This window comes from uncultured Thiodictyon sp. (assembly GCA_903837595.1).
In the GTDB taxonomy this organism is placed as follows: domain Bacteria; phylum Pseudomonadota; class Gammaproteobacteria; order Chromatiales; family Chromatiaceae; genus Thiodictyon.
Genome location: CAILVI010000214.1, coordinates 1 through 13,078, shown reverse-complemented (window position 1 = coordinate 13,078; position 13,078 = coordinate 1). Strand labels below are relative to the sequence as shown.

At 62.4% G+C, this 13,078-nt stretch carries 15 protein-coding genes and 1 pseudogene; 9 read left to right on the top strand and 7 right to left on the bottom strand.

Annotated features, from left to right (window positions below):
- Positions 1-715 precede the first annotated feature (715 nt).
- Positions 716-967, bottom strand: a complete 252-nt coding sequence (locus tag QZY44_RS11625) for a hypothetical protein (protein WP_295446363.1) — start codon at positions 965-967, stop codon at positions 716-718.
- A gap of 171 nt (positions 968-1,138) precedes the next feature.
- Between QZY44_RS11625 and QZY44_RS11620 the strand changes: the two genes are divergently transcribed.
- The 6 genes and pseudogenes from QZY44_RS11620 (at position 1,139) to QZY44_RS11600 (ending at position 5,150) form a co-directional block, all read left to right on the top strand.
- Positions 1,139-1,612, top strand: coding sequence for a hypothetical protein (locus tag QZY44_RS11620; protein ID WP_295446361.1), 474 nt, complete (start codon positions 1,139-1,141; stop codon positions 1,610-1,612).
- Between the two features lie 9 nt (positions 1,613-1,621).
- Positions 1,622-1,795 (top strand): annotated as a pseudogene (locus QZY44_RS35755) (phage integrase N-terminal SAM-like domain-containing protein); the annotation flags it as partial.
- A gap of 94 nt (positions 1,796-1,889) precedes the next feature.
- Complete coding sequence (locus QZY44_RS11615) at positions 1,890-2,201, top strand: tyrosine-type recombinase/integrase (protein ID WP_295446359.1); 312 nt, start codon at positions 1,890-1,892, stop codon at positions 2,199-2,201.
- A gap of 380 nt (positions 2,202-2,581) precedes the next feature.
- Positions 2,582-2,965 carry a hypothetical protein gene (locus tag QZY44_RS11610; RefSeq protein ID WP_295446357.1) on the top strand — a complete coding sequence of 128 codons (384 nt, stop codon included), beginning with the start codon at positions 2,582-2,584 and terminating at the stop codon, positions 2,963-2,965.
- Positions 2,966-2,994: 29 nt separating this feature from the next.
- Positions 2,995-3,441 carry a hypothetical protein gene (locus tag QZY44_RS11605; RefSeq protein ID WP_295446355.1) on the top strand — a complete coding sequence of 149 codons (447 nt, stop codon included), beginning with the start codon at positions 2,995-2,997 and terminating at the stop codon, positions 3,439-3,441.
- A 62-nt stretch (positions 3,442-3,503) separates the two neighbouring features.
- On the top strand, positions 3,504-5,150 hold the full coding sequence (locus QZY44_RS11600) for an LruC domain-containing protein (RefSeq protein ID WP_295446353.1): 1,647 nt from the start codon (positions 3,504-3,506) through the stop codon (positions 5,148-5,150).
- 151 nt (positions 5,151-5,301) lie between these two features.
- On the opposite strand, the gene QZY44_RS11595 is transcribed toward QZY44_RS11600, so the two are convergent.
- Together QZY44_RS11595 and QZY44_RS11590 are read right to left on the bottom strand one after the other, a co-directional pair.
- Positions 5,302-6,666, bottom strand: a complete 1,365-nt coding sequence (locus QZY44_RS11595; RefSeq protein WP_295446351.1) for a sigma-54 dependent transcriptional regulator — start codon at positions 6,664-6,666, stop codon at positions 5,302-5,304.
- A gap of 12 nt (positions 6,667-6,678) precedes the next feature.
- A complete protein-coding gene (locus QZY44_RS11590) occupies positions 6,679-7,833 on the bottom strand; it encodes an alkaline phosphatase family protein (RefSeq protein WP_295446348.1) in 1,155 nt (384 codons plus the stop codon).
- 283 nt (positions 7,834-8,116) lie between these two features.
- On the opposite strand from QZY44_RS11590, the gene QZY44_RS11585 reads away from it, so the two are divergent.
- Together QZY44_RS11585 and QZY44_RS11580 are read left to right on the top strand one after the other, a co-directional pair.
- Positions 8,117-8,518 carry a hypothetical protein gene (locus QZY44_RS11585; protein WP_295446345.1) on the top strand — a complete coding sequence of 134 codons (402 nt, stop codon included), beginning with the start codon at positions 8,117-8,119 and terminating at the stop codon, positions 8,516-8,518.
- 60 nt (positions 8,519-8,578) lie between these two features.
- The gene (locus tag QZY44_RS11580; RefSeq protein WP_295446343.1) at positions 8,579-8,998 is read left to right on the top strand and encodes a hypothetical protein; all 420 of its coding nucleotides are present in this window, start codon (positions 8,579-8,581) and stop codon (positions 8,996-8,998) included.
- A 152-nt stretch (positions 8,999-9,150) separates the two neighbouring features.
- Here QZY44_RS11580 and QZY44_RS11575 read toward each other — a convergent pair whose 3' ends face one another.
- The 3 genes from QZY44_RS11575 to QZY44_RS11565 all read right to left on the bottom strand — a co-directional run bounded on the left by QZY44_RS11575 (position 9,151) and on the right by QZY44_RS11565 (position 11,236).
- Complete coding sequence (locus tag QZY44_RS11575) at positions 9,151-9,489, bottom strand: hypothetical protein (RefSeq protein ID WP_295446341.1); 339 nt, start codon at positions 9,487-9,489, stop codon at positions 9,151-9,153.
- A gap of 96 nt (positions 9,490-9,585) precedes the next feature.
- Positions 9,586-10,677 (bottom strand): aminoglycoside phosphotransferase family protein, encoded by a 1,092-nt coding sequence (locus tag QZY44_RS11570; protein WP_295446339.1) that lies wholly within the window; start codon positions 10,675-10,677, stop codon positions 9,586-9,588.
- A 22-nt stretch (positions 10,678-10,699) separates the two neighbouring features.
- A complete protein-coding gene (locus QZY44_RS11565; protein ID WP_295446337.1) occupies positions 10,700-11,236 on the bottom strand; it encodes a TIGR02281 family clan AA aspartic protease in 537 nt (178 codons plus the stop codon).
- Positions 11,237-11,513: 277 nt separating this feature from the next.
- Between QZY44_RS11565 and QZY44_RS11560 the strand changes: the two genes are divergently transcribed.
- Complete coding sequence (locus tag QZY44_RS11560; protein ID WP_295446335.1) at positions 11,514-12,326, top strand: outer membrane beta-barrel protein; 813 nt, start codon at positions 11,514-11,516, stop codon at positions 12,324-12,326.
- An 88-nt stretch (positions 12,327-12,414) separates the two neighbouring features.
- Here the strand turns inward: QZY44_RS11560 and QZY44_RS11555 are convergent, their stop codons facing one another.
- Positions 12,415-12,813: a NifB/NifX family molybdenum-iron cluster-binding protein gene (locus QZY44_RS11555; protein ID WP_295446333.1), complete on the bottom strand. Its 399-nt coding sequence runs from the start codon at positions 12,811-12,813 to the stop codon at positions 12,415-12,417.
- Between the last annotated feature and the right edge of the window lie 265 nt (positions 12,814-13,078).

Below are 13,078 nucleotides of genomic sequence, written 5' to 3'. Positions count from 1 at the left end.
CCCGGTGGCGTTGTCAGCCCGTCGTGCTAGATATAGCACAGCGGGCGGACTCGGTGGACCGACGCCAACGACAGGCGCCGATCCGCAACAACACATTATGAATACTGCACTCCAGTCGGGACTCGGTGGACCGACGCCAACGACAGGCGCCGATCCGCAACAACACATTATGAATACTGCACTCCAGTCGGAGCAACTATATAACGCCTAAAGCGGCGCGCGCCCCTGATGAGGCTGAGAATTAGCACAACGCCCGTGGCGCGCGCTCGCTTTTGAGGCCAAAGTTAGGCGATTCTTTGTCTTCATTGTTGCCGGGACAAGGGATTCAGGGGGAAACCGTGGTCTTTCCCCTATTAGCTCTTGGGGTTCGTTCCTCACCCCAACCTACGGCCCTTACCTGAGAAGGGATCTTGCATTCAGACGCCTAGCTTCCAGCGATGAAATTATTGAGGCAATATATGCTTCGGTTCCTCGTACGACAAACTCCCGTTTTTCGCCTTTCTCGAAACTGATCAGTCCCCACAAGACCCGAAACTCAATGTAGCCGGGAGATGATATTATTATTCGATATTCGCATTTCCTTCCTGCTAAATTCAATAACGGGAGCCACATTCTATGAAGAATAGGCAGGGTTTGTATTACAGCAACAGGCAATGCCATATTAGTTGTCCGGCTTCACTGATCGAGGATGGAAAGTAGGATGACATTCAGTTGACTATCTGAGCCAGTATTCTTTCTTGCCTTCTGCATTTATTCGGCTAAACAGTGGCTTCTGGTTTAGAGTTGATTCAGAATTAGCCTCATCTGAGTTGGACAAGATGCTTTCTAACGTATTGTCTGCATATGCGGCACCATCGCTCTTCTTTATATTATGAGCGGCGACCCAGAGCTTAATTTGCTCAGTTGTAAGCGGCTGCGTTAGGTCTCCTGACTCTAAGGCTTGCAAAATTTGCTCGATTAGTGACATTTTGTGGCCCTCGCCAAATACTTACTCGTTGATAAGCCTAACGTGTTCTAGCTCGAGACGGGCCGCCGCCGGTCTAGGCTGCCGCGGGCCGCTTGCGTGCTAGGTTGCACTAGGATACTAATGTACTAGACTGAATCCCGTCTAGTACCCAAGCATCCTAGTCCCCCAGCCATGGCTACCGCAACGCGCCGCCAAGACGGCACTCCGTCCGACTGGGGCCGCTACCTGAATCTCCTGATCCACCGCGCGGTGCCGGAAAACATACGCCCCTGGTACGTCCGCCGGGTCGAAGAATTCCTGAAGGCGGTGCGCCCGAAATCCCTGTCGCAGCTCACGGCCGAGCAGGTGAACGGCTACCTCCAAGATGGGTCGAGCCAAGGGCAGCTTGCCGACTGGCAGTTTCGCCAACTGGTTGACGCTTTGCAACTGCTATTTGTTGATCTAAGTCAAGCCCCCGCCGGCAAGGGAATCGATTGGGAGTGGTGGAAGGCCGGCGGCCGGGTCCTGGCACCGGACCATCCGACCCTTGGGAAGTCGCAGGCGCCGGGCGCGGGTCCGCGGTTCGCCAGTGCGGTGGCGGCCTTCCCGCTCCTGGAGACCCTGGTGCGGACAATCCGGGCGATGCGGTACTCGATCCGCACCTAGCAGGCCTATGTGGATTGGTGCCACCGCTTTCTGGGGTTTTGCGGCGATACGCCCACGGCGGCGCTGGGGGGCGAGGACGTACAGCGGTTCCTGACACATCTTGCGGTGGACAAGTCCGTGGCGGCCAAGACGCAACGCCTGGCCTGTAACGCCGTGGCGTTCCTGTTCAAGCAGGTGTTGGAGCGGCCCCTGGAGGACGTGCGTTTCGCGCGACCCACGCGCCAGCAGCGGCTACCAGTGGTGCTGACCCGGGAGGAGGTGCGCCTCGTGCGAGGCAATGGATGGGACCTTCGGTCTGATGGCGCGCCTGATGTACGGGACCGGGATGCGGCTGATGGAGTGCGTGCGGCTGTGGGTGGCGGACCTCGACTTTCCGAGCAGCCGGCTGTCGCAGGACCCCAAATCCGGTGAGGTGCGCCGACATCATCTGCACGAGTCGTCGCTGCAGATGGAGATCAAGGCGGCCGGGCAACGCGCCGGCCTGCCAAAGCGGGTCAATAGCTACGCGGTGCGTCATTCCTTTGCGACGCATCTGCTGGAGGCCGGTTACGACATCCGCACCGTGCAGGAGTTGCTGGGACGGCCTTGATCATAACGCCGGCCGCAGGCGGCGGGGCGCAGAGCGCCCAACACATGCGCGACACCGCCCGAGCGGTGTCGCGAGGGGCGAGCGTCGGACCAACCCCGCTGCCGATTTGGCAGGTCACCCATCCGTTCCCGCCAGCGCCTTGGCCTGGGTTTCGCTGACGTCCGGTCGCCTGAAGGCGCCCGCTGCCATTGCGGCAGCCGCCAACGCAAGATGACTGCCGCAATGGCAGTCAGGCCCCCGTCCGGCGGCCCACCAGCCACCTGACAAAATCCATTTTTCTCTTTTTTACTCATCATGTTATATGGTCTATGGCAATCCTGGCACGCTCTCTGCTTTACTCCAGCAAGTGCCTCCCAGACCACCGCCTCAGGACCTCTACCATGTACAATCGTCAATCCTTTCGTACCTCCCTGGTCTGCTCGATCCTGACGGCGCTGGCGTTGGTCGCCGGCAGCTACAGCGCGGCGGCGTCGGCCACCAGCGCCCCCGGCGCCGAATTCCGCTACGACACCAGCCACACCACGGCGGTCGACATCGCGCTGGCCGCGACCGATGGCGGCCCCGCCCTGCTGAGCTTCTACAGCGAGGGGACCAACGGGCTGCGCCTGCTGGAGAATGCATTCACCGATGCCCAGGGCAGCTATGTGGGCGAGATGCACCTGCCGGCCCACCTCAAGCAGGTCGTGGTCGTGGTGCGTACCGCGGAGCGCCAGGATACGCTCACCCTGCTGATCAACAACCAATCGATCGCCTACGCTGAGTAAATCGAACGACCAACCGGGAGACGCGTGCCATGTTGAACAACAGATACATCAAACAGTTGAGCGGCGCCGCCCTGGCGCTGCTGGTGAGCGCCGGCGCCTACAGTGCACCAGGCGCCCCCACCGCCGTGATCGCCTTTCCAGCCATCACCTTGACCGATAGCGGCGGCGCCCCGCTGGAGCAGGCGATCCTCACCGCGCAGGGCCAGGCCTACGACGTGACCGTGAACGGGCTGGGCGTCGGCGGCGCCAAGGGCCTCAAGGTGGCCGTCACCGGTGAGGTCTACGGCCTGAACAACCTCACCGATCTCGAAGGCCCCTTTGTCACCGAACTGGCCGGCGCGCCACCCGCAGAGGTCAGCAGCGATGACCTGTGGCTCTACAGCGAACGCGGCGTCAGCCTCTGCCTGCACACCGGCAACCCCAGCATTACACTCGCCTCCGGCAGCGACACGGTACTGGTGCAGTTCACCCAGTAGCCCGGATGCGGCGTGACGTCGCCGACCGCCGGTGTTTCACTCTCAACGACAGGGCCTTCTCCATGAGTTACCGTCATCCACTTGCGACCTCACTGGCCGCCCTGGCGCTCGGCGCCGTGGCCCAACCCAGCCTGGCGATCACCTGGCAGTACTTCGGCACCTACGATGGGATCGGTGTCCCCACCACGCTCACCGATCTGAGCGCCGAAATGCCCGTTAACCTGCTGGCCGACATCCACAAACGGCTGCCGGAATACAAGGATATCCGCACCAACGATCCCAAGCTGATCACCGACGATCTGGGCGCGAACATCGTGCTGCTCGAGGACGCGGAGATCACGGTGGCCTTCGTCGATGAGGGGGCCGGCTACCGCAATTCGGTCGGCTATTTCACCTACGACCCGGGCAATATGCCAAAAGCATTCAGCGAGCTGAATACCAAGATCTTGTTTCCAAACTTCTCTTTGCCGCCGCAAGGCGCCATGCGGTTTGGTGAGGCGGTCGCGCTGGGGAAGTTCAAGGCCGGCTCGGCCGTCGGGTTCACGATTGTCTCCGACGGCTGGAATGGCAAGGGGGTCAATCCCAATCAGTCGCCCAGCGCGATCTTCACCACGATCAAGGCGCTGAACCCGGAGAAACCGACGACCGCCGATCCGAACCTCAACGCGCACACGGTACTGCTGTCGAAGCCGGAGGACGGGCTGCTGGTGTTGGGCTTCGAGGATCAGAATCGCAGCGGTGTATCAGATCACGATTTCAATGATGTATTGATCGCCATCAAGGTCACGCCCTTTTCCGCCGTCGACCGCAGCAAGGTGCAGTCGCTGGTGAAGACGGTGGTGCTCGATAGCGACGGCGACGGCATTCCAGACGCCCTGGACGCCTTCCCCCAGGACCCGACACGGGCCGCGCGGCGCTTTTATCCGAGCGCGACCGGTTATGGCTCGCTGGCGTTCGAGGACCTGTGGCCAAGAAAGGGCGACTTCGACATGAACGACCTAGTGGTCGCCTACCGTGCCGTCGAGACCCTGAATGCTTACAACGAAATTGTCGACCTCAAGCTGATGTATGAAATCAGGGCACGCGGCGCCGGCGCCGACAACGGGTTCGGCGTCCATTTCCCAGGCCTGAGCCGGGATGCGATCGATCCGGTGGGCACGACCGTCAGCGTCAATAATCAGGCCCCGGTGGCGGCCCCGGTGGAGAGCGGCCAGACCGAGGCAGTCCTCATCGTCTCGCCGAATGTCACCGCCTTGACCAACACCGGACTGGCGTTTCCCTGCTCAATGATGAATAGCGTGGCCAAGTGCCCACACCTCGCACCGGTGCCGATGGAGCTCAATATCCATTTCAAGCGGCCATTGACCGCGGCGCAGCTCGGCGATGCCCCTTTCAACCCGTTCATCTATCGGACCACGCAGCGGGGGCTGGAGGTGCACCTGGTCGATCACCCGCCGACCGCCAAGGCCGACCGCAAACTGTTCGGCACCCTGGATGACAGGTCCGATCCCGCCCAGGGCCGCTATTACCGCACCGCAGCCAACGAGCCTTGGGTCATTGACGTACCGGAAACCTGGCGTCATCCGACCGAATGGAACAACATCGCCGGGGCCTACCCCAACTTCGTCAAGTGGACTGCCAGTGGCGGCACGACCGACAACGACTGGTATGTCAGCAAGATGGTCGGGGTGCTGCTCTTCCAGCCTTGAGCTGAGGTGATTTCCAGCCACAGATGGACCCCCAATTGTAGGTGCGACCTCGGTCGCACCTACGTTTTTTTCCGCCGGTATTAGTGCCAGGTCTTCCGAAACTCGCCCAAGGAGTTGGGGCGGCCGATGCGGTGCGCCATCCCGGCGCTCCTTATGGGGCCACCTTGAGATCAGCCAGCAGCCGGTACAGCGTCCGCTCGCCAATTCCCAGCACCCGCGCCACCGCGGCCCGGGGGCCGGGGTGCCGGGCCAGGATCAATTGCACATAGCGCTGCTCGATTTCAGCCAGGGTCGGTTCGTGGTCGAACGCCAGCGTCACCGCGGCGGCCCCGCTGGCCCCGATGACGGGTGACGGCGCGGCGGACTGCGGTAGGGTCAGGTGCTCCGGATCAATTTTCAGCTTGTTGCCGGACAGGATGATCGCGCGCTCGACCACGTTGCGTAATTCCCGGATATTGCCCGGCCACGCATAGTCCATTAACTGCCGCATCGCCGCTTCACTCACCCGCTTGACGACCCGCTTGGAAAATCCCGGGTGGGCTAGAAAGTGCCGCACCAGCGGTGCAATGTCCTCGCGGCGCTCCCGTAGTGGCGCCATCGTGACCACAAAGGCGTTGAGGCGATACAGCAGGTCCTGCCGGAATTCCCCCCGTTTGGCCATGCCGTCCAGATCCCGGTTGGTGGCGGCGACGATGCGCACCTCCGCCGGCAGATCCGTCGCGCTACCCAAGCGACGGAACCGCTTGGTCTCCAGTACCCGCAACAGCTTCGCCTGGATGACGGCCGGGATCTCGCCGATCTCATCCAGAAAGAGGGTGCCACCGCTGGCCTGCTCGATCAGCCCGGGCTTTCTTTGTGCGGCGCCGGTGAAGGCCCCGCGCTCGTGCCCGAACAGTTCCGACTCGAAGAGCGTTTCGGGCAGCGAACAACAATCCACCGCCACCAGCGGACCCTCCGCCCGCTGGCTCAGCCGATGAATCTCCTGGGCCACCTTCTCCTTGCCGACCCCGCTTTCGCCCAGAATCAACACCGTCGCCTCGGTCGCTGCCACGGCGTGGAGGTCGGCGAGCAGTCGCCGCAGCGGCTCGCTCTCCCCCACCAGCAGGCTCGGCGCCTCCTGCCGCACCACGCTTGTGTAAAACTCACCGCGCCGGTAGAGCAACGCGTTGTCGATGATCCGCCGCACCGCCCCCGCCAGTTCATCCTGATCTACCGGTCGGACCAGAAACTCGGTCGCGCCCAGGCGCAGGGCCTGGAGCGCAGCCTCGATCCCGGCCTCGCTGCACAGGACCAGGACCGGATAATCCTGCGCCCAGCGCTCAATCAGGGTGCCGCCGACACCCTCGGGCCAGGGGGATTCCAACAAGATGAGGTCAGGCGGCTGCGCGACCAGCGCGCGCGCGGCCGCCCGGCCATCGGCAGCGCTGGCGATCTGATAGCCGCGACACGCAAGGCTCGCGGAGAGTTCCTGGCAGGAGCGATCGTCCCCGCCCACCAGCAGGATGTGATCGGCCATGATTGGGTGAAACTAGGCGCCCGACTCGGCGCGCATCAGCTGGAACACATCGGTGATCGCCTGCGGATCGTTCGGCGGTTCGACATTGCAGAGCAGGGACGCATCCGAGTCCGCATCGTCCGGGTGATAGCCATGCATCCCGGTGATGGGCTTGAGCCCCATGTGGCTGGGCACGATCAAGACCCCGGCGTTGACCAGAAAAATCAGTTCCCCAAACTGATCGCACTCAAAGTCGCAGCCCAATCGTTCGAGTTCCGGCTGCCGCAGGATACGTCCCTGCGGCACCTGCTCCAGCAACGCAACGATGCGCTCGCGCGCAACCGGGTTATGGAACCAGAACCGCCCCATGGTGGAATCGTAAGTCGCCGTGTAATCACGGCCAAATTCAAGCCCCAGCCCCTCGATCTTGCTCATGAGGTCGAAGTGGGTATGGATGGTGGCCATGCCATGGTCGGAGCAGACGAACAGACGCACCTGCGCGTAATGCTCCCCGGCAACACGCAGCACCTCTTCAAGTTGGGTCTCGTACCAGGCGAGCTTTTGATCGACCTGGGGACTGCCCTTGCCCACCTCGTGGAGCAGCGCGTCCATGGACGCCATATACAGGAGCGCAAACGTAATCTTGCCCTGCGTAAGATCGGCCTTAAGCGCATCCAGGTTGGTCTGTTCGGACACCCGCCAGTCGGAGACGTGGTAAGGCACCCCGGCGCGCTCCAGGTAATCGAAGATATTCTGGCCGCGATTCATGCCGCCCGGCACGAACAGGTCCTTTTTCTCGCAGTAATCGAACTTGTCGACGTACTTAAACGGGATATTGTAGAGCTGGAAATAGCCCGTGTAACGATACAGGCGTTTAATCAGTTTACTGATCAGGTTGCGTACTCGCCCGCGGTCCACAAGCGCGCGTGGCAGCCGTCCCAGCAGACGCAACGGCTTGAACGGGGAGGTCTTGGGCGAATAGTAAAAGAACGACCAGTGGCGATGCTCACGCGGCATCAGTCCGGTGAGGATCGAGGGAATGCACGCGGATGAGAACCCGAACACGGAGCGCAGCTTGCGCCGAAACGGCAACTGCGTCTCCATGAAGTGTCGCCCCTTCAACACCTCCCAGCCAAGTGCGTCGATGAAGACGACGAGCGAAATCTTCGGGGCTAGGTGATGAGTCATGGGACTTAGGTCACTCCTCGTCTTGCTTCCCGGGAACCCCCGCGGGTCAGCGATCGGTCGGGCAGGTTGCAGCACGGCGTCGTCGATTGTCTGAAACACCCAGTGCAGGCCTGCGACATTTACACCATCGGCCAGACTGAGTCAAGCCTGGAACCGTGCGTGGTTGCGCCGACCTCGACCGGACCCGACGCACGCGCGGGCGAGCACCGCGCCACGCTTGCCGCGACTACCATGCTGTAGTAAAGTGAAGCGATAATTTTTTGGTTTTTGAGACTTTTTTATTTTGCGCAAATCCCGCGCCCGCCGTCGCGCTGCCACGCATGCACCGCTGCTGTTCGCCGGTGCAGCGCTCAATTTCTTGTTCCTTATCGTGCTGATGACATTTTCATATTTGCGGGAAGAACCCATTTTCTGGACCAATGCGGGAGACTGGCCGATCTGGTTGCGCGAGATGGTACAGAGCAGTTATTATCCGCTGATCTTGCTTGAGTTTCTGCTCCTTGCGGCCTTTTCCGGGGTGACCATCCAGCAATTGAGCGCCCGCTCCCAGTCGGCGAGCCTGGCAGTCATCGCACTACCTATATTGTGGGGACTGTTATTTCTAGTCGTCGTTAATTCCGCAGCAAATAATATAGAAAACATCTGGAATAACCGCCCGATCCACTGGCATCCCCAGTCAAGCTGACCGCCAATCGGACGACATCCGGCGCGGCCGCGATGACCTAAGACCGCAAGCGAGGCGGACATGAGTGACAATTCGCTAAAGCAAGCACCCGATGATCCCCAGCACTATTGCGCAAGGACGCCTGAGTATTACCTTCAGACGCTGGACCCGGTGCTGCGGGCAAGCTTTACGGAACCGCAAATCGCCGCCGTGAAGCAACTACTGGGGGCATCGATTCCCAGACCCGCGGCGAAACTGGTCGATCTCCGATTTTGGGTGGATCTGCTGGCCTACCGATTTTATGTAGTCCTGTTTGTGGGCAAAGATCGCCGCGGCGGGGACCGCACTGAGTTTGCCGACCCCATGGCCCGCAAAGGCAATGCGATCACTGCCCTTCTGCTGCTGATTGGCCTCAACTTTTTGATCAGTTTATTTGTTCTTCTGATCGCCTTATCAATTAAATTGGCGGTCGGCTACAGCCTATTGCCTCATCCCCACTGAAGCGCAATGTCACTGGTCCGCATCGCTTCGTCACGGGTTCAAAGATTAGGGTCCGGCAATAGCGGCGCATCCACCATGGGCGCACACGGCAGCGATGGGGCGTACCGCCCCGGAGGGGGTCAGCCGCCCCGCACGGAACCGGCCAGCAGCCCCTACCAGGAGCGGTTGAAGAAGACGGAGAGGCCGGACGGCAGCGGGGGACGTGGAGGCTCAGGATGGTAGGCCGGTCGCTCCTCGCGGTACCCATAGCCGTGCCCGTGGTGATGGTCGTGGTGGCGCCGCTCACCCCAACCACGGTCGCCGCCCCGATCGTGCCGCTCGCCGCGCCATTCGCTGCCTTGGCCCCCATCCCGATCGTGGTGACGATCGCCGCCGCGCCCGCCATCGCCCCAACCGCGGCCTCCATCGGCCGCCGCCAACCCGGGTAGGGCCAGTGCCCCTGCCAGCAGGACCGCCAGCGCCAAGGTGCTCCGGGTATGTCTCTTACTCATGGTCACTGCCCTCAGAACGTCGGCGAGGGCCCAGCGCCCTCACCGTCGGAGCCTATCCTAGGCCTTGGTCGCTGAACGGAGACTGAACGGCGGCGCCTAGCCCGCTCGGCAGTAAGCTCGATCGATGAGTGTACGGATATCAGACTCGCGGGCCTCAATGTCGGCGACCAGGGCGAACTGGACGGTAGCCTTGTGCAGATTCTGGCCACGGTGGGTGACCCGGAAATAGCGGTCGCCGTCCAGGTGGTCATTGAGGAAACGCAGACCCAGTTCGAACGGCATCAGACGGATACCGTCATAGAGCATCTCCACCTCGGCGCTCGCCAGAAAGTCGCGCGTCTCATCGGCGTAGGCGGACACGATCGGGGCGCAGAACTCCAGGTCGAAACGTACCCGCCACCCCTCACCCGACTCACCCTGGCGGTTGCAGCAGGAACGCAGACAGTCCCCCAGGTCGTGTTGGATCAAGCCGGGTTGGACCGTATCCAGGTCGATCAGAGCCAGGGCATGACCGGCCGCCTCGTGGAACAGGATGTTGTCGATCTTCGGGTCACCGTGGGTGATCCGCAGCGGGATCAGACCCCCGGCCAGGGCCTGCTCCAGTACCCCAACCATCCCGACGCGCTCATCAATAAAGGCCATGCAGGCCGACTCCGCAGCATCGCGCGGGGTCAGCGCCGCGCGCAAGTCCAGGTGGCGGGCGAGATAGTCGGGCGTGCGGTGGAAACCCGGCAGCGTGAACCCCAGCCGGGTCGGCTCCAGGTCGCGGGTCAGGCGATGAAAGCGCCCCAGCGCCAGGCCCACCTGGCGCGCCTGCTCGACGCTCCCGAGCCGATCCAGGGTCACCGCATCCGGGATCAACTCCATGAGCCGCCACAGGTCGCCCGCCGGGGTGCGCAGAAATGTGCGACCGTCCCGGGCCGGGATCAGGGCCGGCACCCGCAGCCCCGCACGGCCCGCCGCATGGGCGGCGAGCAACGCCAGGTTGGCCATGATCCGCTCGGGGTCCGGAAAGACCTGCTGATTGACGCGCTGCAGGACATAGCACCCGGCGGCCGTGGTGACCGCAAAGGTATCGTTGATCAGGCCTCGCCCGAGGGGCGCAATGGTCCCCTGGGGCGCGCCGACGGCGAAGCCAGCGACGATGGCCTTCAGGTCCGGCGGGATCGGGTTTGGGGTCTCAGACATACTGCTTACCGCTGTCAGACGCTCACCGATGGCGCCGCAAGGTCAGGGTGTCACCCTGCTGGATCAGTTCAAACTGTTTAAGGTAACTCATGCCGAGCAGAACCTCATCGCTGGACATCGCCGGCAGGACGCTGGCGCGGACGTCGCGGGCCACCAAGCCGCCCAGATCCACACTGTCGAGGCGCGTCGCCCAGGTTTCGACCGTCCCATTGGCCGTCTGAGCGCGGCCCCCGGGGCGCAACTGCAGACCCAAACGACGGGCGAGCGCCAGCGGCAGGGCGACGTCCGTGGCGCCGGTGTCCAGCATGAAGACCACGGGCTCCCCGTTGATGCTCCCACCGGCCACATAGTGACCAGCCCGGTTGCGCCGCAGGACCACTGACGACGCAGCCCCCGCACCGGCGACGGCCACCGGCTGCGGGTTAGGGTTGCGCTGGCGCTCGATGACACCCTTGAAGAAGAACACCAGCAGCGCCATGCCCACAACCCAGGCCCCGAACAGCATGACGCGCCCGAGGCTGGACTGGGGGTCATTGCGGCGGCGGATGGGATATTTCATCTCGGCTCTGGGGTCTGGGGTCATGGTCAGTGGTGGCACACTTGTATCATAACCACAACAGAGCGACCAAAAAAAGACCAATACCGTCCTTTGTGGCCTTGACAGCACAACGGCAGACCGCTAATCTTTCCTTCGTTGCTTCACAATACCCGTTTGTCCGCCGATCCGCTTGCGTCACGACGCAGCGCCGGGACCAACGAAGGGCCGTGAGTCAAGCCTCAGCGAATAACGAATGATGAACGCCCACCGGGCGAAAGATTGCCGGAGACACCAAACCATGCGCGCAAAACCACTGATCGTCACCTCCACCCTGATCTCCGGCCTGCTGGTCGGTGCGGCCGCCCCCGTCGCCGCCGAACCCGCCCCCAACTGGGGCGGATTCTATGTCGATGGCGCGCTCGGGTTCCGCAACACCCAATATAAGGTCACGAACTTTACCCAGTATTCAGAGAGCTACACCCTGGGCGGCACCTACAGTACCGCCAATAGCGGCAGCAGTGATCTCGGCTCCTCTAATTTCCTGGGTCAGATATCGGCCGGCTGGCGGTGGGCCCCGGGGCCGGTGGTGGTCGGCATCGGCCTGTTCGCCGATTTGGCCAGCGCCAACAAGGCATCGACCACCTTCAACAGTTCGTGGTCAAACTCCCCTACCGGAACCTCCGGGTTCACCTACAGCACCATCCAGGTGAAGGAGAAGAACCGCTACGGCCTCAGCCTGGATGTCGGCCCCAATTGGCGGACCAGCCCTTACGCCAAATTCGCCGCCAACTGGGCCGACTATAGCGTGTCGACCGCGGCGGACTCGTGCGGTATGGCAGGCACCACTGCGGCCACTGGCAACTCGTTCACCAACCACCAGAACGGCTTCGGGGTCGGCGCCGGTATCCGGCACCTGCAGACGGACAATCTGTATTTCTTCGCTGAAATCATGTGGACCGGCATGGGCTCCAAGACCAAGACCGTCAGCGGCGGTTGCGTCCCCAACGCCAACGCCGTGGCCCTCGGCGTCGTGAACCAAAACCGGAGCCAGCAGGTCAAGATTTCGCCGACCGACTACACCGGCGTGATCGGCGTGGGCTGGAAGTTCTAAGCATCCACAAGGGCCCGGCACCCCCGCGCCTGGTGCCAATCTCGGGCCTCTGCATCGCCAGGTGCAGGGGCCTGATGCTGTGCGGGGATCAGGGTTCCTGAATCTGCACCAACACCGGCGACTGGTCGTGGTGGTGGTCGTGTTCATGCGGGGCCGCCGCCGCGAGCGGCTGCCCGGTCGCCACCTGCACGACGGCCACCAGCGGGTCCGCCTCGCTGGTTGCGTAGACCACGATACCGTGGCGCGCCAGACGCGCAACGAAACCCTCCCCGGCCCCCTGGGTCACCAGGGCCTGGAGCCCGAGCCCAAAGAGCGGGTGGTCATCCCCATGATATTCATGGACCGACAACTCCTTGGGCAGGTCGAGCCGATCCACTTCCTGTGGTGAGCCGTCGGCCCCGTCCAGTTCATAGACGAGGAAACGCCGGGCCTTTCCGGCATGACCGGTGATGGACTTGAAATTTTGGCTGGTGACAGCGATACGCATCAAAGTTCCTGAGCTAACGGTAAAACAAGTGTGAGGTGCAACTAGTACCCCATTCCACCCTATGTTAGATATCGACCCCAACGGGGTCGAACATATCAGCCCAGGGCAACGCCCTGGGTCAGCATTGTTTATTCGGCCTAGCCCTGAAAGGGCGTGACATAACAGTCGGGCTCCTTATGTCACGCCCTTTCAGGGCTGGGGGTCTGTGACCCGTCACACCCAGGGCGTCGCCCTGGGCTGATATGTTGCGCCCCTTCGGGGCTTG

Bases quoted from the DNA above. Each gene is read 5' to 3' on its own strand.
- QZY44_RS11610 (WP_295446357.1), top strand. From the start codon at position 2,582: ATGTACAATCGTCAATCCTTTCGTACCTCCCTGGTCTGCTCGATCCTG.
- QZY44_RS11575 (WP_295446341.1), bottom strand. From the start codon at position 9,489: ATGAGTAAGAGACATACCCGGAGCACCTTGGCGCTGGCGGTCCTGCTG.
- QZY44_RS11570 (WP_295446339.1), bottom strand. From the start codon at position 10,677: ATGTCTGAGACCCCAAACCCGATCCCGCCGGACCTGAAGGCCATCGTC.
- QZY44_RS11620 (WP_295446361.1), top strand. From the start codon at position 1,139: ATGGCTACCGCAACGCGCCGCCAAGACGGCACTCCGTCCGACTGGGGC.
- QZY44_RS11560 (WP_295446335.1), top strand. From the start codon at position 11,514: ATGCGCGCAAAACCACTGATCGTCACCTCCACCCTGATCTCCGGCCTG.
- QZY44_RS11580 (WP_295446343.1), top strand. From the start codon at position 8,579: ATGAGTGACAATTCGCTAAAGCAAGCACCCGATGATCCCCAGCACTAT.
- QZY44_RS11555 (WP_295446333.1), bottom strand. From the start codon at position 12,813: ATGCGTATCGCTGTCACCAGCCAAAATTTCAAGTCCATCACCGGTCAT.
- QZY44_RS11615 (WP_295446359.1), top strand. From the start codon at position 1,890: ATGGATGGGACCTTCGGTCTGATGGCGCGCCTGATGTACGGGACCGGG.
- QZY44_RS11625 (WP_295446363.1), bottom strand. From the start codon at position 967: ATGTCACTAATCGAGCAAATTTTGCAAGCCTTAGAGTCAGGAGACCTA.
- QZY44_RS11605 (WP_295446355.1), top strand. From the start codon at position 2,995: ATGTTGAACAACAGATACATCAAACAGTTGAGCGGCGCCGCCCTGGCG.
- QZY44_RS11565 (WP_295446337.1), bottom strand. From the start codon at position 11,236: ATGAAATATCCCATCCGCCGCCGCAATGACCCCCAGTCCAGCCTCGGG.
- QZY44_RS11595 (WP_295446351.1), bottom strand. From the start codon at position 6,666: ATGGCCGATCACATCCTGCTGGTGGGCGGGGACGATCGCTCCTGCCAG.
- QZY44_RS11590 (WP_295446348.1), bottom strand. From the start codon at position 7,833: ATGACTCATCACCTAGCCCCGAAGATTTCGCTCGTCGTCTTCATCGAC.
- QZY44_RS11600 (WP_295446353.1), top strand. From the start codon at position 3,504: ATGAGTTACCGTCATCCACTTGCGACCTCACTGGCCGCCCTGGCGCTC.